The 26,281-nt window shown below is 58.2% G+C and carries 20 protein-coding genes and 1 pseudogene; 12 read left to right on the forward strand and 9 right to left on the reverse strand.

Features of this window, described 5'->3' with window-relative positions; genetic code table 11:
- Positions 1 to 4: 4 nt before the first annotated feature.
- Both AC07O1_RS10750 and AC07O1_RS10755 read right to left on the reverse strand, forming a co-directional pair.
- Positions 5 to 1,330, reverse strand: coding sequence for an APC family permease (locus tag AC07O1_RS10750; protein WP_495011107.1), 1,326 nt, complete (start codon positions 1,328 to 1,330; stop codon positions 5 to 7).
- Between the two features lie 212 nt (positions 1,331 to 1,542).
- A complete protein-coding gene (locus AC07O1_RS10755) occupies positions 1,543 to 2,364 on the reverse strand; it encodes a carbon-nitrogen hydrolase family protein (RefSeq protein ID WP_495024627.1) in 822 nt (273 codons plus the stop codon).
- A gap of 127 nt (positions 2,365 to 2,491) precedes the next feature.
- On the opposite strand from AC07O1_RS10755, the gene AC07O1_RS10760 reads away from it, so the two are divergent.
- A complete protein-coding gene (locus tag AC07O1_RS10760; protein WP_495088748.1) occupies positions 2,492 to 3,292 on the forward strand; it encodes a helix-turn-helix transcriptional regulator in 801 nt (266 codons plus the stop codon).
- A 151-nt stretch (positions 3,293 to 3,443) separates the two neighbouring features.
- Here AC07O1_RS10760 and AC07O1_RS10765 read toward each other — a convergent pair whose 3' ends face one another.
- The 4 genes from AC07O1_RS10765 to AC07O1_RS10780 form a co-directional block, all read right to left on the reverse strand.
- Positions 3,444 to 4,988, reverse strand: coding sequence for a glycosyltransferase family 39 protein (locus AC07O1_RS10765; protein WP_495088749.1), 1,545 nt, complete (start codon positions 4,986 to 4,988; stop codon positions 3,444 to 3,446).
- 83 nt (positions 4,989 to 5,071) lie between these two features.
- Positions 5,072 to 6,556 carry a glucosyltransferase domain-containing protein gene (locus tag AC07O1_RS10770; RefSeq protein WP_495088750.1) on the reverse strand — a complete coding sequence of 495 codons (1,485 nt, stop codon included), beginning with the start codon at positions 6,554 to 6,556 and terminating at the stop codon, positions 5,072 to 5,074.
- Positions 6,557 to 6,596: 40 nt separating this feature from the next.
- Positions 6,597 to 7,538: a glycosyltransferase family 2 protein gene (locus tag AC07O1_RS10775; protein WP_495088751.1), complete on the reverse strand. Its 942-nt coding sequence runs from the start codon at positions 7,536 to 7,538 to the stop codon at positions 6,597 to 6,599.
- Positions 7,535 to 7,915 carry a GtrA family protein gene (locus tag AC07O1_RS10780; protein ID WP_494992144.1) on the reverse strand — a complete coding sequence of 127 codons (381 nt, stop codon included), beginning with the start codon at positions 7,913 to 7,915 and terminating at the stop codon, positions 7,535 to 7,537. The genes AC07O1_RS10775 and AC07O1_RS10780 overlap by 4 nt, the downstream gene beginning before the upstream one ends.
- A 422-nt stretch (positions 7,916 to 8,337) precedes the next feature.
- Between AC07O1_RS10780 and AC07O1_RS10785 the strand changes: the two genes are divergently transcribed.
- Complete coding sequence (locus tag AC07O1_RS10785; RefSeq protein WP_495088752.1) at positions 8,338 to 9,462, forward strand: OpgC family protein; 1,125 nt, start codon at positions 8,338 to 8,340, stop codon at positions 9,460 to 9,462.
- Between the two features lie 71 nt (positions 9,463 to 9,533).
- Here the strand turns inward: AC07O1_RS10785 and AC07O1_RS10790 are convergent, their stop codons facing one another.
- On the reverse strand, positions 9,534 to 10,952 hold the full coding sequence (locus AC07O1_RS10790) for an amino acid permease (RefSeq protein ID WP_495088753.1): 1,419 nt from the start codon (positions 10,950 to 10,952) through the stop codon (positions 9,534 to 9,536).
- A 506-nt stretch (positions 10,953 to 11,458) separates the two neighbouring features.
- Between AC07O1_RS10790 and AC07O1_RS10795 the strand changes: the two genes are divergently transcribed.
- The 3 genes from AC07O1_RS10795 to AC07O1_RS10805 all read left to right on the forward strand — a co-directional run bounded on the left by AC07O1_RS10795 (position 11,459) and on the right by AC07O1_RS10805 (position 16,349).
- Positions 11,459 to 14,587, forward strand: a complete 3,129-nt coding sequence (locus tag AC07O1_RS10795; protein WP_495088754.1) for a biosynthetic peptidoglycan transglycosylase — start codon at positions 11,459 to 11,461, stop codon at positions 14,585 to 14,587.
- A gap of 398 nt (positions 14,588 to 14,985) precedes the next feature.
- Positions 14,986 to 15,552, forward strand: a complete 567-nt coding sequence (locus AC07O1_RS10800; RefSeq protein WP_494991962.1) for a PadR family transcriptional regulator — start codon at positions 14,986 to 14,988, stop codon at positions 15,550 to 15,552.
- On the forward strand, positions 15,549 to 16,349 hold the full coding sequence (locus AC07O1_RS10805; RefSeq protein ID WP_495088755.1) for a siderophore-interacting protein: 801 nt from the start codon (positions 15,549 to 15,551) through the stop codon (positions 16,347 to 16,349). Before AC07O1_RS10800 ends, AC07O1_RS10805 begins: the two co-directional genes overlap by 4 nt.
- Before the next feature lie 177 nt (positions 16,350 to 16,526).
- Here the strand turns inward: AC07O1_RS10805 and AC07O1_RS10810 are convergent, their stop codons facing one another.
- Entirely contained in the window at positions 16,527 to 17,180 is a 654-nt protein-coding gene (locus AC07O1_RS10810; RefSeq protein WP_495088756.1) for a Pr6Pr family membrane protein, read from the reverse strand.
- A 9-nt stretch (positions 17,181 to 17,189) separates the two neighbouring features.
- Positions 17,190 to 17,420: a VF530 family protein gene (locus AC07O1_RS10815; RefSeq protein ID WP_494991959.1), complete on the reverse strand. Its 231-nt coding sequence runs from the start codon at positions 17,418 to 17,420 to the stop codon at positions 17,190 to 17,192.
- A gap of 118 nt (positions 17,421 to 17,538) precedes the next feature.
- Between AC07O1_RS10815 and AC07O1_RS10820 the strand changes: the two are divergent.
- The 7 genes and pseudogenes from AC07O1_RS10820 to cmoB all read left to right on the forward strand — a co-directional run.
- A pseudogene (locus AC07O1_RS10820) lies at positions 17,539 to 17,834 on the forward strand (carbohydrate porin); the annotation flags it as partial.
- A gap of 144 nt (positions 17,835 to 17,978) precedes the next feature.
- Positions 17,979 to 20,378, forward strand: coding sequence for a glucose/quinate/shikimate family membrane-bound PQQ-dependent dehydrogenase (locus tag AC07O1_RS10825; RefSeq protein WP_495088765.1), 2,400 nt, complete (start codon positions 17,979 to 17,981; stop codon positions 20,376 to 20,378).
- A gap of 210 nt (positions 20,379 to 20,588) precedes the next feature.
- Entirely contained in the window at positions 20,589 to 23,006 is a 2,418-nt protein-coding gene (gene lon / locus AC07O1_RS10830) for an endopeptidase La (RefSeq protein WP_494991957.1), read from the forward strand.
- A gap of 209 nt (positions 23,007 to 23,215) precedes the next feature.
- Entirely contained in the window at positions 23,216 to 23,608 is a 393-nt protein-coding gene (locus AC07O1_RS10835) for a protease inhibitor I42 family protein (protein ID WP_495088757.1), read from the forward strand.
- 2 nt (positions 23,609 to 23,610) lie between these two features.
- Positions 23,611 to 24,255: a lysoplasmalogenase gene (locus tag AC07O1_RS10840; protein ID WP_495088758.1), complete on the forward strand. Its 645-nt coding sequence runs from the start codon at positions 23,611 to 23,613 to the stop codon at positions 24,253 to 24,255.
- A 187-nt stretch (positions 24,256 to 24,442) separates the two neighbouring features.
- Positions 24,443 to 25,222, forward strand: a complete 780-nt coding sequence (gene cmoA / locus AC07O1_RS10845; RefSeq protein ID WP_494991955.1) for a carboxy-S-adenosyl-L-methionine synthase CmoA — start codon at positions 24,443 to 24,445, stop codon at positions 25,220 to 25,222.
- Positions 25,219 to 26,175: a tRNA 5-methoxyuridine(34)/uridine 5-oxyacetic acid(34) synthase CmoB gene (gene cmoB, locus AC07O1_RS10850; RefSeq protein ID WP_495088759.1), complete on the forward strand. Its 957-nt coding sequence runs from the start codon at positions 25,219 to 25,221 to the stop codon at positions 26,173 to 26,175. The genes cmoA and cmoB overlap by 4 nt, the downstream gene beginning before the upstream one ends.
- Positions 26,176 to 26,281: the final 106 nt, after the last annotated feature.

A 26,281-nucleotide genomic window follows, 5' to 3' on the forward strand; every position in this document is an offset into this window, starting at 1 on the left:
CAGCTTACGCCGCTTCCTGGAAATCCATCTCTGGTGGCTGGCGACGGAAACCGCCGGTGAGCACCCCCAGATACACGAAACCAATCGCCAGCCAACTCCCCCCCAGATAAATCGCCAGATGATCGAGACTGACCATCAGCCACAAGTCCGCCACCAGCCCGATCAACGGAAAAATCAGAAACAGCAGCAACTCGCGCGGGCCGCGTTTGTCGCCACCGATCCAGTAGTGAAAGATCACCGACAGATTCACCAGACTGAACGCCAGAAACGCACCGAAGTTGATGAATGAGGTGGAGGTCGTCACGTCCAGTTTCAATGCCAGCAAAGCCACCACGGCACAGAGCAGGATGCTGTTGACCGGTGTGTCGAAGCGCTCATGCAAGGCGCCGAAAAAGGATTTGGGCAATACACCGTCACGCCCCATGGCGAACAGCAGACGCGAACCGCTGGCCTGCGCCGCCAGGCCCGAAGCGAACTGGCCGACGATCAGACCGATCAGAAAGATCGAAACGAACAGATCACCGCCAACGTTGCGGGCAATCTCATAGGCCGCCGAGTCGGCGTTGTCGAACTGAAACGACGGATGTGCGATCTGCACGAAGTACGACACGCCGACAAAAATCAGCCCGCCGATAAGAGTGATCAACATGATCGCCCGGGGGATGGTGCGACGAGGCTCACGGGTTTCTTCAGTGAGCGTGCTGACCGCATCGAAACCGAGGAACGAGTAACAGGCGATAGCCGCCCCGCTCATGACCAGCGGCATCTGCATGTCGCCACTGAAGAACGGTGCGACCGTCCACAACGGTTTGCTGGCGTCACCACCGATGTAATGGATGCACAGCGCGACGAATGCCACCAACACCAGAAACTGCACCACCATCAACAAGGCGTTGATACCGTTGGCCAGTTTCAGGCCGACGATGTTGATCGCACTGGTGATCCCAATGAACGCCAACACCCAGATCCACTGCGGCACCGCCGGGAATGCCGAGCTCAGGTATGCCGCACCGATCAACCAGATTGCCATCGGCAGGAACAGGTAATCGAGCAACACCGCCCAGCCAGCGATGAAACCGAGTTTGGGGCTGATGGCTTTGCGCACATAGCTGTAAGCGGACCCCGCAACCGGGAACGCAGCAGCCATTCGCCCGTAGCTCATGGCGGTAAAGAACATCGCCACCAGCGCCGCCAGATACGCGGCCGGGACCATGCCGGCGGTGGATTGCGCAAGAATGCCAAAGGTGCCGAGAACGATGATCGGCGTCATATAAGCGATGCCAAACAGCACCACCGACCCTAACGACAGGGTGCGTTGCAAACGAGCCATGAGCGACTACTCCGATTTATTAGATTTATGGCAGAGCCGAGTTCGGCGAAAACAGCAGGTGTTGCTTGTTGTTATTGGGTATTGATCGTTCCCACGCTCCGCGTGGTAACGCCTCTAAGGACGCTCCGCGTCCGCTTCTGTGACGCGGAGCGTCACGGGCTGCATTCCCACGCAGAGCGTGGGAACGATCCGTCGCAGAGCGTGGGAACGATCTATGCCGCAGGAATCATCAACTCCCGCAGCCCATCAGCATGCTCAATCACCTCACCAGGCAACCTGAGCCGCTGGTCATCCAGGTACCGATAATCGCGCCGCGCTGCCGCCAGCCGACTCACATCCAGCTCAACAGCAAATGTCCCTTCTTCCCGTCCAGCCTCGAACAACAGGCTGCCGAACGGATCCACCAGCGCACTGCCACCGGCAAACAGCAGCCCGCCATCACCCTCTTCCACCCGGTTGACCATCAGCGCAAACGCCTGGTTTTCCTGGGCGCGAGCCATGATCGCGGTGCGGTGGGTCAGACCGTAGGGGTCCATGTTGCCGTTGGTGACAATCAGCAGCTCAGCCCCCAGCTGCGCCAACGCACGGGCGGTTTCCGGGAATTCGATGTCGTAGCAGATCAGTAAACCCACCCGCACACCGTTCCACTGGCAGGTCGCGTAACGATCACCGGCACTGAACACCCCTCGATCCGAGGCCCAGAGGTGGGTCTTGCGGTACTTCAGGGCGATGCCTTCAGGCGTGATCAGCAAGGTGGTGTTGTAGAAATTCCCGTGATCGTTCTCCGCGACGCCGATCACCACGGCGATATTGCGCTCACGCGCGGCCTGCAGCACGGCAGTGACGGTCGGACCGTCCAGCGGCTCGGCGATCCGGGCCACGGTCTCGGCAGACGGGAAGCCCATCAAGTGGGTTTCCGGGAACACAATCAACTGCGTATCGACGGCGCAGGCAGCAATCGCCACCAAGGCTCGCTCAAGGTTGTAAGCTGTGCCGTTGTCACGGCCCGCCAATTGGGCTAATTCGACCTTCATGGGTTTTCCTTGTTCTATTCGCCGGACTGGCAGAATGTTGCCCGGCCACTGGATCTGCGTTCAGTATGCGCAGCTGCAAGCAGCCGGGGGAATTACGCGGCTGGGGTAACCCGATAGGGGTAGACGTATGACGCTCACGCTTGAAGACATCGCCTGGCACCGCTCGGTCGGGCAAATGATCGATACCCTCGACAAACCCAACTTCTGGACGCAACTGGTGCGCCTGCTCGATCAGTACGTGGCCTTCGACAGCTGGGTCGCGCTGCTTTTCAGCAATGCTCAGCGCCCGCAAGTGTTCGCCGAATGCCCGGGCGAGGACGGCAGCCCCGATCAATTGTTTCAGGATTACCTCAAGGGTCTGTACCTGCTCGACCCGTTCTACATCGCCAGCCGCGAGCAATCCCGAACGGGTCTCTATCGCCTGGCCGAAGTCGCGCCAGAGCACTTCGAACTGACCGAGTATTACCAGCGCTACTTTCGTCTGAATGTGGTGGCCGATGAAATCCAGTTCAATTGCCAGCTCGATGGCGACCGGACGTTGTGCCTGTCGCTGGGCTCCCGGCAATGCTTCAGCCCCGAGCAGATCGCCCTGTTGTCGCTGATCCAGCCCTGGGTGCTTGGCCTGTTGCGCCAGCGCTTACCCTATGAAATCAACGAAGTGCTGGTGGCACCACAAACCGCGCCACAGGGCGACTGGCGGACTCAGCTGGAAGCTTCGGTGCAGCAGCTCAAGGGCGCGCAACTGACGGCCCGCGAGCTGGATGTCGGGCGTTTGATGCTCAGCGGCTGCTCAAGCAAGGAAATCGCCCGCAAACTGGAAATCTCCGTCGAAACCGTGAAGGTCCATAAGAAACACATGTACAGCAAGCTGGGGATCAAGTCCCAGTCCGAGCTGTTCTCGATATTTCTCCAGGCGCAGAGTGCCTGACATTGTAGGAGCAGCCGGTCGACGCTCGATTGCTCGCGATGGACTCAAGGGCGACGCGTTTATTCAGAAAGCATGCGTTATCGTTAACGTCCATCGTCGGAACGCCGCCCGGAGCAAGCTCGCTCCTACAAGGGGGCGATTGACAGTCACGTCAGCGCCCGCTTCCAAGGATAAAAAGACGGGCTTCGACCTCCCCGCCCTTGATCGTCAACGTCTGTTTCCACTCCATTGGAAATGTCACGACATCTTCGGGCTGGGGTTTTCCCGTCACCCACCAGACTCTGCTGGCACTCAGTTTCAATGCGGAAACATCGTTGAAAAAAATCCAGTCCAGACGTTGGGGGATGAGCACCCATCCACCGTAATTGTAAGGTCCTCGGGACTCACCGGATGACGATCTGGAAACGTACAGCCTCGGCTGGATGCCCGTAGTGTTGTAGTACATGAACGGTAAATACCAGTACAAACCGTCGACCACGATCTCGTCATCTGGACGAGCCTGGCGATTGATACCGGCCGCCACAGTGTCCAGCCTGGCCACTTTGCGAACGGATGTCCCGTTCAGCCCATCCGTTTGCTCATAGACAATCAGCAGCCCCTGTATTTCCCCCATGACAAAAACAACCATGGCAATAAACGCGATGACCGCTCGTCGTTCGGCCAATGCATCCAGCGCAACCGCTGCGATAAGGGGCAATCCGACGGCCGCAAACACCAGGTACCTGGCGACAAACACTGGAACGACCAAGGACATCAGAAAGACAGTGAGTACTGGCACAAAAAAATAACCGACCAGCAACAGACTGAACCTTCGATCGTTGCGATCCTTCAGGACCACCATTGCGGCCGCCAAAACGACTGACGCTGACAGGACTATTGCCCACAACACCGAGCCATCCGCAGCATCCTTCATCACGGTGAATTGCGCTACAGCGCCCAACAATGTCTGCCAGGTGACAGGCGGTATCCATCCGAGTCCGCCGATATGTAGCAGTTGATCAATGAAATGGGGCAGCCACGGTAAATAGAGCAAGGCAATTGCACCATTAGCCAGTCCCCATGCCCGGGCGGGTAGCGCCGTGCCACGACCAGCGATTTGCCCCCTCCACCAGTAAAGCCAATGAACCAATGCACAAAGAGCCGCGAAGTAATTCGTATAAAACGCGGACGTCATCAGCAACACGTAAATAACCGGATAACGTATGTGCCGCGGTGTTTTGACCCAACACACAAAAGCCACGGTTGCGCCCATGAGCCAAAAACCCACCATCGTGTACATTCGAACTTCCTGGCTGTAGCGAACCGAGATCGGCAGCAACGCCAGCAGCAAGGCTGCCATCCAGGTTGCTCTGCGGGTTGCAACCAGACTCATCAGTTTCATGCAGAGCAACAGTGTTCCCACATCGACCAGCGCACTCAGACCTCGTACAGACACGACGCTGTTTCCAAACAATCTCATCCAGTAATGCAGCAGGAGATAATAGAGAGGTGGATGAACGTCCCGCGCAGTATTGAACCAGATCAGCCTGGGAGACTTTTCGCTTAGCAGCAGGCTGTACGCTTCGTCGTACCAGATGACCGGCACGCTAATACCGTGGAAGCGCACAATCAACGCGAGTGTGACTATAGCGACCAGGCCAAGGCCGTCGACGAACATCTGCCGATGGTTTGCTCGATCAACGGAATAAAGTCTCATCGCGTTAAACAATCCTTTTCAGAAAGGCTCGTTCATTTGACGCACTATTGCGCCTGGCGCTATTTACATATGAACTTTTCGATTCATGGTGGTTCTTTCATGACAATGAATCCATAGTCGCCCACCAGGTAGATGTTATAGAACTTGCTATCCACCACCGCTGGATAGCCTCTATAACCTACCCGCGTCGCATTTCGCCGCTCTCCTTCGGTGACCACATTAGTGATGCCTACCCTGGGCAAATTTTCGGACAACATGAAAAAGTCCACATTTAAAATATAAGCCAGCACCGGCATCAACTTAAAAGAACCTGTCGAATCCGACAGCCAGTGATCGGAATAATTAACCGACATATATATTCGCTTGGCTTCTCGCAGGCGCTGATTGGACGCGATGTCATGCTCAAGCGAAAACAGTGCACTGGTGGCGAATTCTTTCTGCACATTCAGAACGCGTCCATACGCATAGGACAGAGAAAGCATGCTTAGCAGAGGGACCGCCAGTAGAACGCTCAGTCGCGGATCAATAGCCTCCAGCACCAGATGACTCAAATAAAATAAAAACACCAGCAATACGGCAAAGCCCATCAAGGTTCTTGCGCCCTCATTGAAATCCCTGAAAACCAGCGTGGCACCCGGAACAAGCAACAGCAGAACAGGCAGGGTCAGGAGACAGATCAAACTCAGTATTATTTTTTTCAGAACACTCTCTTTTCGTTTAACTATGGTGAACCCGACCCGTATTGTCCCGGCTCCGGCACAAAGCAGCACAGCCCAAAGCAACCAGAAATTCCCTCCATGAAAAAGCAGAGTAACTTTGTTTACCAGGACACCGAGACTGCTTTCAACCTGGAGAAATCCACTCATACTCCATTCCAGCAGTGGCAAGCGTTCCTGAATAATGAATGGATAAGCAACCACGTAATAAACAACCCCGCCCACCATCGACTGTGCAATTTTCCACTTAACCAACGAACATAACGAACCCCATGACGCTTCGTCATTGACAGCCCTGATCAGTTCGACACAGCAAAGTCCCAGAAATACATTAATACTCAACTGATAAAGCCCTACCCCCGTTGCTATCAGCATGCCGGGCACCACAATTTGCAGCACCGCAGACTTCGCACGAAAGGTCATCGCATAAATAATGGCGACCAGACTCAACGTCATGGCAGGTCCATCGTATTGATAAGACAGGTTCTGCAGGAAAAACGGGTTATACCAAAGGGGTAACAGCACACAGCAACATGAAACAGTGATTTTTTTGTAGTAGTGCATCGTCAGGCTCGTCAAGGCGTGGGCCATTGCGAACGTTGCAATTAAAAGTGGTAACGGGAAAATATTTGGCGCGCCCGACGAAAACGTCAACGCATTGTAAAACAGATCAGCCCATAACCGCCCCTGACCTGCCCAGGCTGTTCCGGCAGCCAATGACCGCCAGTTATCGTCAATATAATAGTAATCCGTCAGAACCAGAGGGAATATGTAAATGAAAGCGCTGATCAAAAAAAACACCCGTACTTCACGCCCATCCAGTTTCTTGTCCAAAAAACTGACCACACTCATTTCAGCGCTCCTTTCTCAGCCCTGAACTTCACTGGATTTTTTATAGCCCGGGCCTGTTTTTGCCGCCTATGACATCCCTCACCACGTATCTGGGCCGATGCTTGGCTTCAATATAAATTCTGCCGACATACTCACCGAGTATGCCGATACCAATAAGCTGCACACCGCCCAGAAACAGAATAGCGGTCATCAACGAAGGGTAGCCCGGCACACTGTTACCAAAGAAAACTTTATCCAGCACCATATAAATCGCGTAAAGGATCGCAAACAAGGAAATCCCGGTACCGATATAAGTCCACAACCGCAACGGCACAGTACTGAAAGAAGTAATACCCTCCAGTGCCAGGTTCCACAGTTTCCAACCGTTGAACTTGCTCGTTCCCGCCACTCGCTCGGCCCGCTCATACTCGATGACCACGGTATTGAATCCCGCCCACGACAGGACGCCCTTCATGAATAGCTGGTGTTCCGGAAGCGTGCGGATCACATTCACGACCTTGCGGTCCATCAGCCGGAAATCACCCACGTTTTCTTCGATCCTGGTGTAGGCGATCCTGTTTAGCAGGTGGTAAAACAGCGCCGCGCTATGCCGTTTCAGATAACCATCAGCGGCGCGACCATGACGTTTGGCGAGAACCACATCGGCCCCCTTCTTCCACTCCTGGATCAACTGAGGAATTACATTGATCGGGTCCTGCAGATCGACATCCATCGGAATCACAGCGTCCCCTGTGGCGTACTCAAGCCCGGCAAACAACGCCGGCTCCTTGCCAAAGTTGCGCGAGAAATTGATGACCAACACATTGTCATCGGCCAACGCGAGGGCTTTGGCCTGCTCGGCGGTCTGGTCCGAACTGCCGTCGTTTACAAAAACGATCTCGACCTCGCACTCATCGAGCGACAATTGCTGGCGGACAGCGTTATAAAACAGGTTAATCGCCTGTTCCTCATTGAACACTGGAACGATCAGCGAAACTTTCACGTCTCACGCTCCTGGAAAACGAAGAATTTCGAGTAAAAGAAACCGCACACCAGACTGATGGCGGAAAAGACAACCAGGGTGATCAACCCCGGCAGCTGTAATCGGTCCCCCGCATAACCCACGCCAAGACTCAACACGCCCATAAACCCGACAAACAGCAGATAGCGCGAAGCAGTGGCTTTTAGTTTGAAGGTGTATCGCGCATTGGCATAAAAGGAAAATGAAACTGCCACACAAAAGGCCGCGAGGTTACTTGGCGCCTGACGAAAGCCCATGAGCGCGTGTAGAACAAAAAACGTCGACCAGTGAATCAACGTATTAAGAAGACCGACTGAGACGAATCTGTAAAAGCCGTGAAACACAGGCTTTACATCCATGGCCATGGCGTTTATTTCCGATTAACCTGCTGGCACCTGTTCCATTGACTTGAGTGGTCAATCCACGACTCACCGAACGACACCTTCCTGCTCCAGGAGATATGACGTACGCACCGTTCTTTGCGAACACTGCTGCGGCTTTCAGACAAGAGCGGTCTGTACTCCACGCTAGGCACCCTGCGCCCACTTGTCTACTTTCAGACCCGCAATTAGACCAGTGGACAAAACGCCATTCTACCGACTCGTTTTAATTAACAGATCACTGACAGCCCCCTGCGTTCCTGCGTCTGAGACATCCAGTAATACCCAACCTTTGCAATTGCCGGCGAACCACGCCACCCTGCGCGCCGCCGATGTGCGGCATGCAATCTTTTGTTTTGTCCGCCACTCCTTGCTTAATATTCGCTCAAGAGCCCGCTGTGATGCTTAACGGACGCGACCCTCGCATAGATTTCTTTCGCGGCCTGGCGCTGATCTTCATTTTCTGGGATCACGTGCCGCAAAGTCCGCTCGCCCATTTCACCGTGCGCAATTTCGGTTTCAGCGACGCGGCGGAAATCTTCGTGTTTCTGGCAGGTTATGCAGCGGTACTGGCCTACGGCAGGATCGTCCAGCGCGATGGTTATCTGATCGCCGGTGTGAAGATCCTGCGACGCGCCTGGGTGCTGTACGTGGTGCATATCTTCCTGCTGGCGCTGCTGATGGGCATCGTATTTTTCGCCAACAGCCATGTGCAAACCCGCGATCTGGTGCAGGAAATGGGTCTCCAGTATTTCCTGAGCAATCCGCAGCAAGCATTGGTCGATGAGCTGTTGCTGCGCTTCAAACCGAACCTGATGGACCCGCTGCCGCTGTACATCCTGTTGTTGCTCGGCTTGCCGCTGGTTTTGCCAATGCTGTTGCACAAGGCTGAATACGTGGTGCTGCTATCGGTGGCAGTGTATCTGCTGGCGCCTTGGTTCCAGTGGAACCTGGCGGCTACGGACGGCGGCGTGTGGTTCTTCAATCCGATGGCCTGGCAACTGCTGTTTATCCTCGGCGGTGCAGCGGCAATTCACAGGCAGCGGCCAGCCATGCCGCAAAACCGTTCCTTGCCTCGCCAGCCGTTGTTTGTCGCAGCGGCGACCTATCTGCTGATCACAGGGTTGATCGCACTCTCGTGGAAATGGCCGACCGTGCATGACGCCTTCATGCCAAAAATGCTCGGCGAATGGCTCTACCCGATCAGCAAGACCAACCTTTCGCCGACGCGTCTGCTGCACTTCCTGGCCCTCGCCTACGTCACCGCAAAGCTGTTGCCAAGCAGCGGCTGGACACAAAACTGGTTGGCGCAGCAAAGCTGCCGCATGGGTCGTTATTCGCTGGAGGTATTTTGTTTCGGCGTGCTGCTCGCGCCGCTGGCGGACATGCTCAACTCCCTGGCCGGAGATACCTTGGCGATGCAGGTATTCAGCGCCGTACTGGGGGTGGGATTGATGGCCGTGCTGGCGGCGTGGCTGGATTTGAACAAGCGCTTGAACCGCCCGGTACAAGTCGTAGCGGCTTAACGTCAAAAGATCTTGAAAAACAAAAAGCCCCGATCACTCGGTCGGGGCTTTTGCTTTTCTCAATCTACCAATTACGACGTCGAACGCACCACACCCTGCAGCGCATTGGCCGGTTGCAGCTTGAACACGTAGAACAGCACCGTCAGCAGCACCAGAAACGCCGGGCCGACATACAGGGCGATGCGAGTATCCGGGAAGTAAGCCATCAGGCCCACCACCAGCACCAGGAACGCCAGCGCCAGGTACGAACTTACCGGGTACAGCCACATGCGGTATTTGAGACCCGCACGTTCAGCCGGGCTCAGGCCTTTACGGAACTTGAGCTGTGCCAGCAGGATCATCACCCAGGTCCAGATTGCGCCGAAGGTGGCAATCGCGGTAACCCAGACGAAGACCTTCTCAGGCACCAGATAGTTGAGTAACACGCCCAGCAGCAAAGCACCGATCGACAGCAGCAACGCGCGACGTGGCACACCGTTGCTCGTCTTGGCAAAGACTGCCGGGGCCTGGCCATTCTGGGCCAGGCTGTAGAGCATGCGACCGGTGCTGAAGATGCCGCCGTTGCAGGAGGACAGCGCCGCAGTGATCACCACGAAGTTGATGATACCGGCAGCAGTCTTGATCCCCAGACGCTCAAAGGTCATCACAAACGGGCTGCCTTGAGTGCCGATTTCATTCCACGGGTAAATCGACAGGATCACGAACAGCGCGCCGACGTAGAACAGCAGGATGCGCCAGAACACCGAGCCGATTGCATTCGGAATAGTCTTCTGCGGGTTCTTCGCTTCACCGGCGGTCAGGCCGATCATCTCGACGCCCAGGTAGGCGAACATCACCATTTGCAGGGACATCAACACACCCTGGATGCCGTTAGGCATGAAACCGCCATGGTTCCACAAGTTGGAAATCCCCAGCGCCACGCCGTCGTTGCCGAAACCGAAAGCAATCACACCGATGCCGCCGACGACCATCGCAATGATCGTGACGATTTTGATCAGGGCAAACCAGAACTCGAATTCACCGAAGGCCTTGACCGCGATCAGGTTGATCGAGCCCATGCTCACCAACGCCGCCAACGCCCAGATCCAGCGCGGCACATCGGGGAACCAGATGCCCATGTAAACGGCGACCGCTGTGATTTCCGCGACGCAGGTCACCAGCCACAGGAACCAGTAATTCCAGCCAGTGAGAAAACCCGCCAACGGGCCAAGGTAGTCTTGAGCGTAGCGGCTGAAAGAGCCGGCTACCGGGTTATGCACGGCCATCTCACCGAGGGCGCGCATGATCACCAGAATCGCCAGGCCGCCGATGATGTAGGACAGCATGATCGCCGGGCCGGCCATTTCGATAGCCTTGGCCGAACCCAGGAACAAACCGACACCGATACAGGCGCCAAGCGCCATCAAGCGAATATGCCGTTCACCGAGTTCGCGTTTGAGCGGGCCGCCCTGAGCGGTCTCGCCGTGGGGCAGATGATTGCCAACTGGCATGGGTACAACCTCGTCTTGTTATTGGATATGAACCCCCTGGTATTCGAAATACCGACCGATAAGCCTGTACTTCCTGATACCGGGCCAACTTCGTGGGTTGGCACGTCTTGCAGGGCAAATCCTGCAAGATCAGCGGGTGTGCAGTATAAAAAGCTCTTATCAGGGCTTTTCACTATATAAACGACTGGATTCAGCGAGAACTCGCGGTATAAGCCGCTTGAACGGAGGGGGCATTACCTGGGTTTCGGGCCTCATCGCGTCTGCAAAACGGCATCGAGTATTGCACAGCAATGGTGCATCGCAATGCCCCCTACCTACGCCGTATTGACCTGAGCGATGGCTCTATTCAGATGCTTGCAGGGGCATGACCTGTCAAGCCAAGTGCTACCCCCTGTGGTGAGTGGTCGTCTCAAAACACATTCTCCTTCACATATTTTTCACCAGTTCCAACCACCGTCTAAGCTTCAAACAAGTCCGATAAATCTGCGTGAATGGATCAGTCGACTATGGGCGCTTTGTGGCAATCCGATTCGAGTAAAACTATGGAGCCAACTGACCGCGTGGATGAAGCGCCTATACAGAAAAGACCTCGTCGCCGCTGGCACTGGTGGCGGCTGTTCTGGTTGTTACTGCTGATTACCTTGATTGTTCTGGGCTTCGCCGCCACCAAGGAGATGCGAACCTCGAAAGTGCAGGCGCGCGAGTTCAGCAAATTCGCCTCGTCGCTGAGTTACTCCATCGAGCCCGGCGCCAGCGATTCGATTTTCTATCCGGGCGCCGGCCCGTTCGACAAACGCCTGGGCTACAGCTCCCTGGGTGAGTTCCTGCCGCGGCTGCTCAAGCGCAACTATATGATCCAGTCGCAGACCCGTTTTTCCCCGGCGTTATTCGGTTACAGCGAAAAAGGCTTCTTTGTGCCGTATGCGGAGAAAATCCAGGCCGGGCTGTCGATAACCGATTGCCGCGCTGCGCCGCTGTACCAGTACAACTATCCGCAGCAGCTCTATTCAAGCTTTTCGGCGATTCCACCGCTGGTGATAAACAGCCTGCTGTTTATCGAAAACCGCGATCTGCTCGATCCCCAACAGCCATTGGCCAACCCGGCGGTGGACTGGCCGCGTTTTGGCAAAGCGGCGTGGTCACAAGTGGCGAAACTGCTTCATTTACCCGGCCAGACTGCTGGCGGCAGTACTCTGGCCACGCAACTCGAGAAATATCGGCACTCTCCGGACGGTCTGACCGTTTCCGGCAGCGAGAAAATCCGGCAAATGATCTCCGCCAGCGTGCGCGCCTATCAGGATGGCCCGCAAACTCTTGAGGCACGGCAAAACATCGTCCGCGACTACCTCAACAGCGTGCCGCTGTCAGCGGTGCCTGGCCATGGTGAAGTGCATGGCATGGCCGAGGGCCTGCGGGTCTGGTATGGCGCGGACTTCAATCAGGTCAACCAGGACCTGGCCAGCAACGCGAGCGATCCGAAGAGTCTGGCGAAAAAAGGTCTGGCCTTGCGTGAGGTACTGTCGCTGATGATCGCCCAGCGCCGACCTTCGCATTACTTGGCCAAGGGTCGCAATGAACTGGCGGACCTCACCGACAGCCACATCCGCCTGCTCGCGCAAAACGGCGTGATAGATGATCAGTTGTCGGCCGCAGCCCTGGCCAGCAAGGTGACTTACCGCGACTGGCAGACACAACCGACCATCCAGCCGATTGAATCCAACAAGGGCATCAGCGTTGCCCGCAGTCGTCTGGCGGCCATGCTCAACCGTCCGTTGTATGACCTGGACCGCCTTGACCTGTCCGCCACGAGCACCTTGCAGAACGAACTGCAAACCAAGGCCACCGCGTATCTCAAGCATCTGGCCGACCCGGCGTACGCCGCACAACTGGGCCTGTTTGGCGAACACCTGCTGACGCCCACCAGCACCACGCAAGTGCGCTACAGCTTCACCCTGTTCGAACGCACCCCCGACGGTTCGCGGGTCCGGGTACAGACCGACAGCACCGATCAGCCGTTCGATATCAACGAAGGCAGCAAGCTGGAGCTGGGCTCCACCGCCAAGCTGCGGGTACTGACCACTTACCTGCAAATCATCTCCGAACTGCACGACCGTTATGGAGAGAAAACCCCGGCAGAGCTGAAAAATACCGAAGTCGCCGACCAGGACCGGATCACCCGCTGGGCTGTCGACTACATGATCCAGAACACCGACCGCAGCCTGCCAAAAATGCTCTCCGCGGCCCTCGATCGCACATACTCGGCGAGCCCCGGCGAGGCCTTTTTCACCGGCGGCGGGCTACACACGTTCCACAACTTCCGCAGCGAAGACAACGGTCGCAGCCCGACCCTGCGCGATGCCATACGCGAGTCGATCAACCTGCCGTTCATTCGCTTGATGCGCGACCTGGTGCGCTACAGCACCTACTCGAGCCCCAATAGCAGCGCCCTATTGCTCAAGGACGACGGTGACCCACGGCGTCAGGAGTATCTGGCCCAATTCGCCGACCGCGAGGGCACTGCGTTCCTGCTGCGCTTCTGGAAGAAATACCAGAAAAAGGACACCCAGGCCCGCCTCGAGACCTTCCTGGACGGCATGCACCCGACACCGATCCGCCTCGCAGCGGTACACCGCTACCTGCTGCCGGAGGCCAGTCAGGAGAGCTTCAACCGCTTCGTGCGCTCGCATTTGAAAACCGCCAAGAGCATCGACAAAGACAAAAAGGTCACCGAGAAACTCACTGACGAGCGCCTGGCAAAGCTCTATCGAAGCTACGGCCCCGGTACCTATGACCTGCCGGATCAGGGCTTCATTGCCAAAGTTCACCCTCTGGACTTGTGGCTGATGGGGTATTTGCTGAACAACCCTGACGCCAAGTTCAGCCAGATCGTGAAGGCCAGTGAATTCGAACGTCAGGAAGTCTATAGCTGGCTGTTCAAGAGCAAACACAAGAGCGCTCGCGACAGTCGGATCCGCACCATGCTGGAGATAGAGGCGTTCCTCGATATCCATCAGCGCTGGCAGAAAGTCGGCTACCCATTCGATCACCTGGTACCGTCACTGGCCACCGCCATCGGCAGCTCCGGCGATCGCCCGGCGGCTCTGGCAGAGCTGATCGGCACCATCCTCAACGATGGCGTGCGTATGCCGACCCTGCGCATCGACAGCCTGCACTTCGCCGCCGGCACGCCCTACGAAACCTGGCTGGTCAATGACCCGGACAAAGGTAAGCGAGTGATGCCTTCGGAAGTGGCGACGGCGATGCGCGAAGTGTTGTCGCAAGTGGTGGATGCCGGCACCGCGAAACGGGTCGCCGGCACTTTCAAACTGCCTAATGGCACACCACTGGCCATGGGTGGCAAGACCGGCACTGGCGACAACCGCATTGAAGCCTTCGGCCCCGGTGGGCGAGTTCTGAGCTCCAAGTCGATCAACCGCACCGCGACCTTTGTGTTCTACATCGGTGAGCATCACTTTGGCACGTTGACCGCGTTCGTTCCGGGCGCCTCGTCCCAAGCCTACAAATTCACCTCCGCGTTGCCAGTGCAAGTGCTCAAAGGTATGGCGCCGATTCTCACGCCTTACCTGCTGCCAGGTGGCAACACGTTATGCAAAGGAACGGTTGCAGGACGTTGAGGCCGGGTTGATCCGGCCCCAACCTTGCGCGTGAAAAACACAACATCAGCCGGCGCGGATCTTGCTGATCGAACGTATCGCCTCGTAAACGCCGCATCGCTGCAACGGTGAGCGGCAGTTTTACTCCAGCCTCGCCCTGAACTCTGAAACAGCCACGCGGCTGCAATCGATGCCTCGCCCAAGCAATATGGCACCCCGAGCAATTCGTGAGTCCGATCAATGAAGTACCCGATCGAGGGCCCACAGGTTTTGCGCGCAAGTCTGTCGAGATCCCTCAGTCAGAAGAAGAGCCCCACGCCCCCTCACATGCACTCAAAAAACACCACCGGTCTTGTCTTCTTGCTTTATCAATAAGATATATCTTAAGTTGTATCTAAATCCGAAGAGAGAACGGGAAAATGAGAGAGCATCATCCCCATCGAGAGCATGTTGACGGCCGCGACGGCTTCGCCCCCGGGCGTTTACGCGGTAGCCGTGGGCCGCGGGTCTTCGCCCCCGGTGATCTGAAATTGTTGTTGCTGGCGCTGATCGCCGAACAGCCGTGCCACGGCTACGATCTGATCCGCCAGATCGAAGGCATGTTCGAGGGCGCCTACAGCCCAAGCCCGGGCGTGATTTACCCGACGCTGACCTTCCTGGAAGAAAGCGAACTGATTCTGGGTGACGCCGAAGGCGGGAAAAAACGCTACAGCGTGACCGACGCCGGTCGTCTTTCTTTAAGCGAGCAAGCGATTGCCCTGGATGGCGTGCGCATGCGCATTGATGTCAGCAAGCGCTCATTGCGCGGGCATGACCGTCCGGCGGAGATCCACGAAGCCGTGCACAACCTGCGCCATGCCCTGCATATGCATCACGGGCGCTGGAGCCCGGAAGAAATCCTGCGTGTTCGCGACCTGCTGAACAACACCGCCAAGGCCATCGTCGACGGCCCGGCCGTTCAATCCGCACCGGAGAAAGCCGAATGACTGCAGTTAATGTGCAAACGATTAATGTGCAAACGATTCACCGTGTCAGCCATGAGATCAAACGTCGTCGCCTGGAAGTGCTGCGAGTAGTCGACCTGACGCCACGCATGCGCCGGATCACGCTGGGTGGGCCGCAGCTGGCCGGGTTTGTCAGCCTGGGCACCGATGATCATGTAAAGCTGCTATTCCCCCAGACGGCCGCCGAACAGGCAGCGCTGGAAACCCTGGTGCTCGGCGCTGGCAAAGATGGCGGCCCAATGCCTGCCATGCGCGACTACACGCCACGACGCTATGACCTGGAAACCCTTGAACTGGACATCGACTTTGTCCTGCACGGCGACGGCCCTGCGTCGACCTGGGCCGAGCAGGCCAAGCCCGGCCAGTACCTGCATATCGGTGGGCCGCGCGGTTCGATGGTTGTACCGGACATCTTCGACAGCTATCTGCTGATCGGCGACGAAACCGCCCTGCCCGCCATCGCCCGCCGCCTTGAAGGCCTGAGTGCCAATCGTCGCGCGCTGGTGGTCGTTGAAGTGGAAAACGCTGCCGAACAGCAAACACTGGACAGCGCCGCGCAGGTCGAGGTGATCTGGGTGTTGCGCCAGGGCGGTCAACAGGATCTGTTGAGCACCGTGCAGCAACTGCAAATGCCGACCGGCGAGCTCTATGCCTGGGTGGCGACTGAAACCAAGGTGTCCCGACAGATTCGCCGGGTGCTGCACGATGAACACCGGCTCAATGAAGCGTTCGTCAAGGCCGTCGGGTATTGGCGATTGGAGGGTGGTGACGAAGAGTGACTCCGAAAGGATCTGTTGTAGCAGCTGCCGCCAGGCCGCGTTCGGCCACGAAGTGGTCGTAATCCAGACGACTCAATCTTCACGTCGAAACGCAGCATGGTTTTTAACGACTGCTGCGCTCGAACGCGACTGCGAAGCGAGCACAGCCTTCGGTAGCGGCTACAGGACTTGCATCGCTTAACGTCTCCCCCGCCACCGATCCACCCCAACCAGCACCAGCGAAACCAGCACAAACCCCATCCATATCCCACCGGCATTGATGAACACCTGTGGGTAACCCAACCGGTCAACATCGATAAAGGGATATTGGTACAACCCCAGCGAATGCCCGCGCAGCAGGGCGTAGGCGAAATACACCAGCGGGTAGATCGCCCACCCTGCGATGTGCTTGAGACGCAATGTCCCTTTCGGTACACACCACCACCAATACAGGATGAACAACAAGGGCATCACGTCATGCAACAACTCGTCAGCCAGCAGTTGCCAGCCTTGCGGATGCCAGAGATGGCGCAGCAACAGGCTGTAAGCCAGATTGACCACCGCAATGCTTACCGCGATCCCGCTGCTGACCCACGGCTGAAGAAAGAAATCCCGTCCCTTCGACACTCGCCTACTCAGCGCGTAGGTCAGCACCACTGCGACCAGCGTGTTGTTGAGTACTGTAAAGAAACTGAAGAAGTTCACCAGCCCGCCCAGCAGGCTGGCCTCAGCCGTCCAGCGAGAGTAAAGGATCAGATACTGCTGAATGACTAGTCCCGACCAGCCCAACACTGCGGCAACCGCTATAAAACCACGCATCCGGCGTGAAGGCTGAGATTGTCCGTTGTGCATCCCTTTTCCCTAGATTGGGCGTTTTGTGCGCTGCAATTTTACGTACAAGGCTTCAACTTTCTCACGCGCCCATGGAGTTTTGCGCAGGAAGGTCAGGCTCGACTTGATGCTCGGATCGCTCTTGAAGCAGCGAATATCAATGCGCTCGGCCAGCCCCGACCATCCGTAGTGTTCAACCAGTGCGGTGAGAATCTGTTCCAGGGTCACGCCGTGCAGCGGGTTGTTGTTCGGTGCAGTCATGCCAGGCCTTTGAACGAAGAAAGAAAAGGAAGCCGCGCACCTTAGCCGAGGGCATCGTCGGGTGGAAGGGCTCTATGCGCTAGAAAGTGAACTGTAGGTGAAATGGAAAAGATCGGCGCCCGAACCCTATGCGCAGGTCGGGGGCCTACGAACAAAACCCGTCGTATCTTGATCGCGGCAACGCTCTCAAGTTCAAAGGCAGCTGCGTCCAGGGGGCGATCCTTCCGATAGAGCGGGTCTGGACACCAACGATCAATGGCCTGCCGGGGATATCGCGCGGGTTACTACTACAGTAATGCCAAGGCCACTGACGTTTATAAAGACCGCAACGACCAGCCTGCTGCGTTGAATGGCCAAGCCTATCGCAGCAGTTCGAGTAAACACGGGGTCTGGCTGGGTGTGCAGCAGCTCATCAACCAGGCCCGCGCCTGATCCTCATCTACAGTAAACATGCGTGGGAATACCCTTAACGTCACGGAGAACCACACTATGAGCACTGACGGTCCTTTCAGTCCAAGCCGCCTGCCGCCGAACCTGCTCGGTATCCTGCTGCTGCTGATGGGCTTGGCCTTGTTGGCCGGGGGGATCAAGCTGAGCATGCTCGGCGGCTCGCTTTATTACCTGCTGGCCGGTATCGGCCTGGTCGTGACCGGTTTTTTGCTGCTCGCTGCACGCCGTGCCGCTCTGAGCCTGTACGCACTGGTGCTGTTCGCCAGTACGGTGTGGGCATTGTGGGAAGTCGGCCTGGACTGGTGGCAACTGGTGCCACGTCTGGCGCTGTTGTTTGCCTTCGGTATCGTTCTGCTGCTGCCGTGGTTGCGCCGCCCGTTGCAGAGCGGCCAAAACGCGACGATGGGTACCAGCGCGCTGAGCTTGGCCGTGGTCCTCGCCGGCGCTACGGCGCTGGCCAGCCAGTACACCAACCCAGGTGAAATCAAGGGCCAGCTGGAGCGCGATGCAGTACCCGGCATGACCAACACCGCCCCGGCCATGCCCGACGGTGACTGGAATTCCTATGGTCGCAGCGCTCATGGCGACCGTTACTCGCCGCTGACGCAGATCACTGTGCAAAACGTCAGTAAGCTGGTGCCGGCCTGGACCTATCGCACCGGTGACCTCCCAGGGCCTGGCGATCCAGGTGAAACCACCGCCGAAAACACCCCGCTGAAAGTCAACGGCATGCTCTATGTCTGCACGCCCCACAGCCGGGTGATCGCGCTGGACCCGGACACCGGCAAGGAAATCTGGCGCTTCGATCCTAAGTTGAGCACGCAGAATGCGGCGAACTTCAAAGGTTGGGCACACATGACCTGCCGTGGTGTGTCATACCACGATGACGCGGCCTACGCCGCCACTGCCACTAAGAAAATCCCGGCCAAGCCAGCTACCAAGCCAGCGACCAGGAAGCCAGCTGCAACGCCAACTGCCATTCCAGTCGCTGCGATTGTCGCCAACGTGTGCCCGCGGCGCATATTCCTGCCGACCGCCGACACGCGTCTGATCGCCCTGAACGCCGACACCGGCAAGATGTGCGAAGACTTCGGCGACAAGGGTCAAGTCGACCTGCGCGCCAACATCGGCACCTTCGCCCCTGGCGGCTACTACTCCACCTCGCCACCGGCGGTGACCAGGAACCTGGTGGTCATTGGCGGCCACGTCACCGACAACGTCTCCACCGATGAGCCAAGCGGCGTGATCCGCGCGTTCGACGTGCACACCGGTCGCCTGGTGTGGAACTGGGACAGCGGCAATCCGGAAAACACCACCCCGATTATTGAAGGCCAGACCTACACCCGCAACTCACCGAACATGTGGTCCATGTTCAGCGTCGACGAAAAACTCGGCATGCTTTACCTGCCGATGGGCAACCAGACACCTGACCAGTGGGGCGGTGGTCGCACCCCTGAATCGGAAAAATACAGCGCGGGCCTGACCGCACTCGACATCGACACCGGCCACGTACGCTGGACCTTCCAGTTCACTCACCATGACCTGTGGGACATGGACGTCGGTGGTCAACCTTCGCTCGTGGACATGAAAACCACTGACGGTGTAAAAAAGGCGGTCCTCGCGTCGACCAAGCAAGGCAGCATCTACGTGCTGGATCGCAGCACCGGCAGACCGATTGTCCCGATCAATGAAGTGCCGGTTCCGCAAGGCGCGGTAGCTAGCGACCATACCTCCCCGACTCAGCCCAGGTCCGACCTGAACTTCATGCCGCCGCCCCTCAAAGAGCGCGATATGTGGGGCGTGACGCCATTCGATCAGATGCTTTGCCGGATCACTTTCAAATCCATGCGTTATGACGGCCCGTTCACCCCGCCATCGCTGCAAGGTTCGGTCATCTATCCCGGCAACTTCGGTGTGTTCGACTGGGGCGGTTTGTCTATCGACCCGGTGCGGCAAATCGCCTTCGTGAACCCTAGCTACATGGCGTTCAAATCCAGGTTGATCCCGGCTGCGCAAATCGCCGCCCAAGGCCCACGCAAAAGCGAAACCCAAGGCGTCCAGCCGAACAAAGGCGCTCCGTATGGCGTGATCCTCGAAGCGCTGCTGTCGCCGATGGGCTTACCTTGCCAGGCTCCGGCCTGGGGTTATGTGGCCGCAGTGGACTTGACCACGCAAAAAACCATCTGGAAACACAAAAACGGCACCGTACGTGACAGCTCGCCGATTCCGATCCCTCTGAGCATGGGCGTGCCAAGTCTGGGCGGGACCTTCACCACCGCAGGAGGCGTTGCCTTCCTCAGCGGCACCCTCGACCAGTACCTGCGTGCCTACGACGTTAAAAACGGCAAGCAGCTGTGGGAAGGTCGCCTGCCAGCAGGTGCCCAAACCACCCCGATGACCTACACCGGTAAAGATGGCAAGCAATACGTGCTGGTCATGGCTGGCGGTCACGGCTCGCTGGGCACCAAACAGGGCGACTACCTCCTGGCGTTCAAACTGCCGGATTAAGCCTTGGCGGCAGTAAAGGAAGGGCGGCTACCGAGAAGTGGTCGCCTTTTTTCCGGGCGATGGCTGAAGATCGCAGCCTGCGACAGCCAAGCGGCGAACCTGTCTGCCACCTGCAGCCTTGCATGAAATACCTGCTAACAACCGCTCCCCATTGAAACCACCGCTCACCTGCCCCATCTATCTTCCATACCCAATTGTGCAGGTGCCCCCATGAGCGACCAGCAAGAATTCCCGGAAAACCCGAGCGACTACGCCGATCCAGAAAACGCCGAACACCACGCCACGGGCACCGGTCTGGCCCTCCCCGGGCAGAATCTGCCGGACAAGGTCTACATCATCCCGATCCATAATCGACCGTTCTTCCCCGCGCAAGTGTTGCCGGTGATCGTCAACGAAGAGCCCTGGGCCGAAACCCTGGACCTGGTCAGCAAATCCGATCATCACTCCCTGGCCCTGTTCTACATGGACACCCCCCAGGAAGATCCTCGGCATTTCGACACCTCGAGCCTGCCGCTCTACGGCACCCTGGTGAAGGTCCATCACGCCAGCCGCGAGGGCGGCAAACTGCAATTCGTCGCCCAAGGCCTGACTCGAGTGCGCATTCGCACCTGGCTCAAACACCATCGCCCACCGTATCTGGTGGAAGTCGAATACCCGCACCAACCGAGCGATCCGACCGACGAGGTCAAGGCTTACGGCATGGCGCTGATCAACGCGATCAAGGAACTGCTGCCGCTCAACCCGCTGTACAGCGAAGAGTTGAAGAACTACCTCAACCGCTTTAGCCCCAACGATCCGTCACCGTTGACCGACTTCGCCGCGGCACTGACCTCGGCCACCGGCAACGAGCTGCAAGAAGTGCTCGACTGCGTGCCCATGCTCAAGCGCATGGAAAAAGTCTTGCCGATGCTGCGCAAGGAAGTCGAAGTCGCGCGGTTGCAGAAAGAAATCTCTGCCGAAGTGAACCGCAAGATCGGCGAGCACCAACGTGAGTTTTTCCTCAAGGAACAGCTCAAGGTCATCCAGCAGGAGCTAGGTCTTACGAAGGACGACCGCAGCGCCGATATTGAACAATTCGAGCAGCGGCTGGTGGGCAAAGTCCTGCCGCCTCAAGCGCAAAAGCGTGTCGAAGAGGAAATGAGCAAGCTGTCGATCCTCGAAACCGGCTCGCCGGAATACGCAGTGACCCGCAACTATCTGGAGTGGGCAACCGCGGTGCCGTGGGGCGTGTATGGCGAGGACAAACTCGACCTCAAATACGCACGCAAAGTGCTCGATCAACACCACGCCGGGCTCGGCGACATCAAGACCCGGATCCTCGAATTCCTCGCGGTGGGCGCCTACAAAGGCGAGATCAGCGGTTCCATCGTGCTGCTGGTGGGGCCGCCGGGTGTGGGCAAGACCAGCGTCGGCAAATCCATCGCCGAATCCCTCGGGCGGCCGTTCTATCGCTTCAGTGTCGGTGGCATGCGCGATGAGGCGGAGATCAAAGGCCACCGCCGGACCTACATCGGCGCCCTGCCGGGCAAGCTGGTGCAGGCACTTAAAGAAGTCGAAGTGATGAACCCGGTGATCATGCTCGACGAGATCGACAAGATGGGCCAGAGCTACCAGGGCGACCCGGCCTCGGCACTGCTGGAAACCCTCGATCCGGAACAGAACGTAGAGTTTCTCGACCACTACCTGGACCTGCGTCTGGACCTGTCGAAAGTGCTGTTCGTCTGCACGGCCAACACTCTGGATTCGATTCCCGGTCCGCTGCTTGACCGCATGGAAGTGATCCGCCTGTCGGGCTATATCACCGAAGAAAAGATCGCCATCGCCAAGCGCCACCTGTGGCCAAAACAGCTGGAAAAGGCCGGTGTATCCAAAGGCAGTCTGTCCATCAGCGACGGCGCCCTGCGCGCGGTGATCGACGGTTATGCACGCGAGGCCGGGGTGCGACAGTTGGAAAAGCAACTGGGCAAACTGGTGCGCAAATCGGTGATGAAGCTGATCGACGATCCGAATGCGCTGATCAAGATCGGCAACAAGGACCTGGAAGCCTCCCTCGGCATGCCGGTGTTTCGCAATGAGCAAGTGCTCAGTGGCACCGGGGTGATCACCGGGCTGGCGTGGACCAGCATGGGCGGCGCGACCCTGCCGATTGAAGCAACGCGGATTCACACGCTTAATCGCGGCTTCAAACTCACCGGGCAACTGGGTGACGTGATGAAGGAGTCAGCCGAGATCGCCTATAGCTACATCAGCTCCCACCTCAAGCAGTTCGGCGGTGATGCGAAGTTCTTCGACGAAGCCTTTGTCCATCTGCATGTACCCGAAGGTGCCACACCGAAAGACGGCCCAAGCGCCGGGGTAACCATGGCCAGCGCACTGCTGTCGCTGGCACGCAACCAGCCACCGAAAAAAGGTGTGGCCATGACCGGCGAACTGACCCTGACCGGCCATGTACTGCCGATCGGCGGCGTGCGCGAGAAAGTCATCGCCGCACGACGACAGAAGATCCACGAACTGATCCTGCCGGAACCCAACCGCGGAAACTTCGAAGAGCTGCCGGAATATCTGAAGGAAGGGATTACCGTGCACTTTGCCAAGCGCTTTGCGGATGTGGCGAAGGTGTTGTTCTGATACTGGCTTGAGGGCTTGATCCCACGCTCCCGCGTGGGATGCAGCCCGTGACGCTGCGCGTCACAGAAGCGGACGCAGAGCGTCCAGTGAGGCATTCCCACGCAGAGCGTGGGAACGATCAACAACCGTCGCCCGTCCCGCTCGTCACACTTTGTCTTATCTTCGGTTATGCTCGCCGTTCGTCGTGTATGACCGGAGTTTCCTGACCCATGTCCCCCACCCGCCTGCTCCTCCCCCTCAGCCTCGCCCTGCTCGCCGCCTGCGCCAGTCAACCCAGGCAGAATGTCAGTGTGGATAAACAGAGCGAGTGCCCTGTGCAGTTGAAGACCGGGCAGAACCTGATCCTGACCCTGCCGAGCAATCCGACCACTGGCTATCGCTGGGCGATTCAGGACTCGGCTGGGGGCGTGCTGCGCAGCCTCAGCCCCGAGGTCTATAGCAACACGCAAGACACAGGGCTGGTAGGCAGCGGCGGGCAGTCGACCTGGCGTTTTCAGAGCTTCGCGGCCGGTAACGGACGCTTGCGTCTGACATATTCACAGCCATGGGCGCCGGAGGTGCCGGCGGTGGAAACCTTCGACTGCCCGATTTTGGTTAACTGATCATGGGCTGGCTGATTCTTGCACTGATGGGCGCGGTGACATTCATCTACGGGCTGAGCGTTCATGCCGAACTGCTGTGCCTGGTGATCAAGCCGTTGCCGGTGCTGGCGTTGCTCGGCTGGTTGCACGATGCACCACCGCGCGACTATCGACGCTGGATCAGCCTGGGCCTGCTGTTTTCCCTACTCGGCGATGTGCTGCTGGCATGGCCGGCAGACTTGTTTGTATTCGGCCTCGCAGCATTTTTGATCGCGCACCTGGTCTATCTGAAAGCGTATTTGAGTGACTGCCGTCGGCTGGCGCTGTTGCCGCTGTTACTGGCTTTCGGTGTCGGGGCGCTGTTGCTGGGAGTCCTGATATCCCATGGCCTTGGCCCGTTGCTGATTCCGGTGATTGTTTACGGCCTGGCCATCAGCGCCATGGTCTGGAGGGCGCTGGCACGCTTGGGCAGCACGGCGCCCAAGCGTTCGGCTTTGCTCGCGGCCGGCGGTGCCGTGGCGTTTGTGTTCTCCGACAGTGTGATTGGCATCAGCCGCTTTGTGGTGGCCTTCGAGGCCGCGCCGTACCTGATCATCCTCAGTTACTGGCTGGGGCAATGGGGGATTGCGGCGTCGGCGTTTGCGCAGCCTCGCCACGAGCAGGTTTAGATAGATCGTTCCCACGCTCCCGCTTGGGAATGCAGCCCGTGACGCTGCGCGTCACAGAAGCGGACGCGGAGCGTCCAGTGAGGCATTCCCACGCAGAGCGTGGGAACGATCAGCGTGGGAGCGGGGGAACGATCACCCCCGGCGCTTTATCAGACAGAACGCGCATCCCCTCGTTAACCCGGCTAAAATGCCGGCCTTTTCCACCTACACCGCTGGAACCGCCGTGAGCAAAGAATCCGATCGCCTTTTCGCCCAGCCCCTGCCTCAGGTGCCGGACTTCGCCTTCAATGAGGACGTGGTGCGGGTGTTCCCGGACATGATCAAGCGTTCTGTGCCGGGTTATCCGACCATTGTCGAGAACCTGGGCGTGCTGGCAGCACAGTTCGCCCAGCCCAACAGCGTGCTGTACGACCTGGGTTCCTCCCTCGGTGCAGTGACCCAAGCCTTGCGCCGTCACGTGCGCACCGACGGTTGCCGGGTGATCGCAGTGGATAACTCGGCGGCGATGGTCGAGCGCTGCCGCGAATACCTGAACGGGCAGGACTCGATGTTCCAGGAGCTGCTGCCGGTAGAAGTGATCGAGGGCGATATCCTCGCGCTGCAGTTCCAACCGGCCTCGGTGGTGGCGCTGAACTTCACTCTGCAATTCATTGCCCCTGAACAGCGCCTGGCGCTGCTGAGCCGTATTCGCCAGTCCTTGTTGCCGGGCGGCGCGCTGATTCTCTCGGAGAAGCTGCGCTTCGTTGACGCCCAGGAGCATGCGCTGCTCACCGACCTGCATATCGCCTTCAAACGCGCCAACGGCTACAGCGAACTGGAAATTGCCCAGAAGCGCAGTGCCATTGAAAACGTAATGAAACCCGACAGCCTCGAAGAACACCGCGAACGCCTGCTGGCGGCCGGGTTCTCGAAAGTCGTGCCGTGGTTCCAGTGTCTTAACTTTGCCTCGTTGATTGCCTTGCCATGATTGATCTGTCTCCCCTCGCCCGCCGTCTGGCCGGCACCCCGTTGGCCGAATGGGCCAACGGCCTGCAAGCGCAACTGGACACCAAAATGCAAAAGGGTCACGGCGACCTGGAGCGCTGGCAGAGTGCGCTGGATGCCCTGCCGAAGATTATGCCGAGCCAGGTCGACTTGCGGGACGGCTTGACCCTCGACACCGACTGCGACGACGAAACCCGCGCGCAGATGCGCACCGCGCTGATGGGCCTGTGCCCGTGGCGCAAGGGGCCGTTCGACCTGTTCGGTGTACATGTCGACACAGAATGGCGCTCTGACTGGAAATGGTCACGGGTCGCCCCGCATCTGGACCTCAAGGGCAAACGGGTGCTGGATGTCGGCTGCGGCAACGGCTACTACATGTGGCGCATGCTCGGCGCCGGCGCCGACAGCGTGATCGGCGTCGATCCGAACTGGCTGTTCTTCTGTCAGTTTCAAGCGGTACAGCGTTATCTGTCAGAACCGTCGGCGTGGCATCTGCCGTTTCCCTTTGAAGACCTGCCAGCGAATCTGGAAGGCTTCGACATGGTGTTTTCCATGGGGGTGTTCTACCACCGGCGCTCGCCGATCGAGCATTTGCTGGCGCTCAAGGATTGCCTGGTAAAAGGTGGTGAGCTGGTGCTGGAGACCTTGGTGGTGGAAGGCGATGTCCATCAAGTGCTGGTACCGGAAGACCGCTACGCGCAGATGCGCAATGTCTGGTTCCTGCCGTCGGTGCCGGCACTGATGCTATGGCTGCGCCGCGCCGGGTTCAGCGATGTGCGGTGCGTGGATGTCAGTGTGACCAGTGTCGAGGAACAACGTGCAACTGAGTGGATGAAGTTTCAGTCGCTGAGCGATTTCCTCGATCCCGACGATCACAGCAAGACGATCGAAGGCTTGCCGGCGCCGATGCGTGCGGTGATTGTGGCCAGGAAGTAGTTCGCAGTTCCCTGAGGCGATGCAGAACTAATGTGGGAGCGGGGGGGGGGGGGGGGGGGGGGGGGGGGGGGGGGGGGGGGGGGGGGGGGGGGGGGGGGGGGGGGGG

The sequence above is a fragment of the Pseudomonas sp. GW821-FHT07G10 genome (assembly GCF_059418545.1).

Bases quoted from the DNA above. Each gene is read 5' to 3' on its own strand.
- cmoB (WP_495088759.1), top strand. From the start codon at position 25,219: ATGATTGATCTGTCTCCCCTCGCCCGCCGTCTGGCCGGCACCCCGTTG.
- AC07O1_RS10765 (WP_495088749.1), bottom strand. From the start codon at position 4,988: ATGAGACTTTATTCCGTTGATCGAGCAAACCATCGGCAGATGTTCGTC.
- AC07O1_RS10840 (WP_495088758.1), top strand. From the start codon at position 23,611: ATGGGCTGGCTGATTCTTGCACTGATGGGCGCGGTGACATTCATCTAC.
- AC07O1_RS10780 (WP_494992144.1), bottom strand. From the start codon at position 7,915: ATGGATGTAAAGCCTGTGTTTCACGGCTTTTACAGATTCGTCTCAGTC.
- AC07O1_RS10760 (WP_495088748.1), top strand. From the start codon at position 2,492: ATGACGCTCACGCTTGAAGACATCGCCTGGCACCGCTCGGTCGGGCAA.
- AC07O1_RS10755 (WP_495024627.1), bottom strand. From the start codon at position 2,364: ATGAAGGTCGAATTAGCCCAATTGGCGGGCCGTGACAACGGCACAGCT.
- AC07O1_RS10790 (WP_495088753.1), bottom strand. From the start codon at position 10,952: ATGCCAGTTGGCAATCATCTGCCCCACGGCGAGACCGCTCAGGGCGGC.
- lon (WP_494991957.1), top strand. From the start codon at position 20,589: ATGAGCGACCAGCAAGAATTCCCGGAAAACCCGAGCGACTACGCCGAT.
- cmoA (WP_494991955.1), top strand. From the start codon at position 24,443: ATGCCGGCCTTTTCCACCTACACCGCTGGAACCGCCGTGAGCAAAGAA.
- AC07O1_RS10835 (WP_495088757.1), top strand. From the start codon at position 23,216: ATGTCCCCCACCCGCCTGCTCCTCCCCCTCAGCCTCGCCCTGCTCGCC.
- AC07O1_RS10795 (WP_495088754.1), top strand. From the start codon at position 11,459: ATGGGCGCTTTGTGGCAATCCGATTCGAGTAAAACTATGGAGCCAACT.
- AC07O1_RS10750 (WP_495011107.1), bottom strand. From the start codon at position 1,330: ATGGCTCGTTTGCAACGCACCCTGTCGTTAGGGTCGGTGGTGCTGTTT.
- AC07O1_RS10810 (WP_495088756.1), bottom strand. From the start codon at position 17,180: ATGCACAACGGACAATCTCAGCCTTCACGCCGGATGCGTGGTTTTATA.
- AC07O1_RS10825 (WP_495088765.1), top strand. From the start codon at position 17,979: ATGGGCTTGGCCTTGTTGGCCGGGGGGATCAAGCTGAGCATGCTCGGC.
- AC07O1_RS10815 (WP_494991959.1), bottom strand. From the start codon at position 17,420: ATGACTGCACCGAACAACAACCCGCTGCACGGCGTGACCCTGGAACAG.
- AC07O1_RS10785 (WP_495088752.1), top strand. From the start codon at position 8,338: ATGCTTAACGGACGCGACCCTCGCATAGATTTCTTTCGCGGCCTGGCG.
- AC07O1_RS10805 (WP_495088755.1), top strand. From the start codon at position 15,549: ATGACTGCAGTTAATGTGCAAACGATTAATGTGCAAACGATTCACCGT.
- AC07O1_RS10770 (WP_495088750.1), bottom strand. From the start codon at position 6,556: ATGAGTGTGGTCAGTTTTTTGGACAAGAAACTGGATGGGCGTGAAGTA.
- AC07O1_RS10800 (WP_494991962.1), top strand. From the start codon at position 14,986: ATGAGAGAGCATCATCCCCATCGAGAGCATGTTGACGGCCGCGACGGC.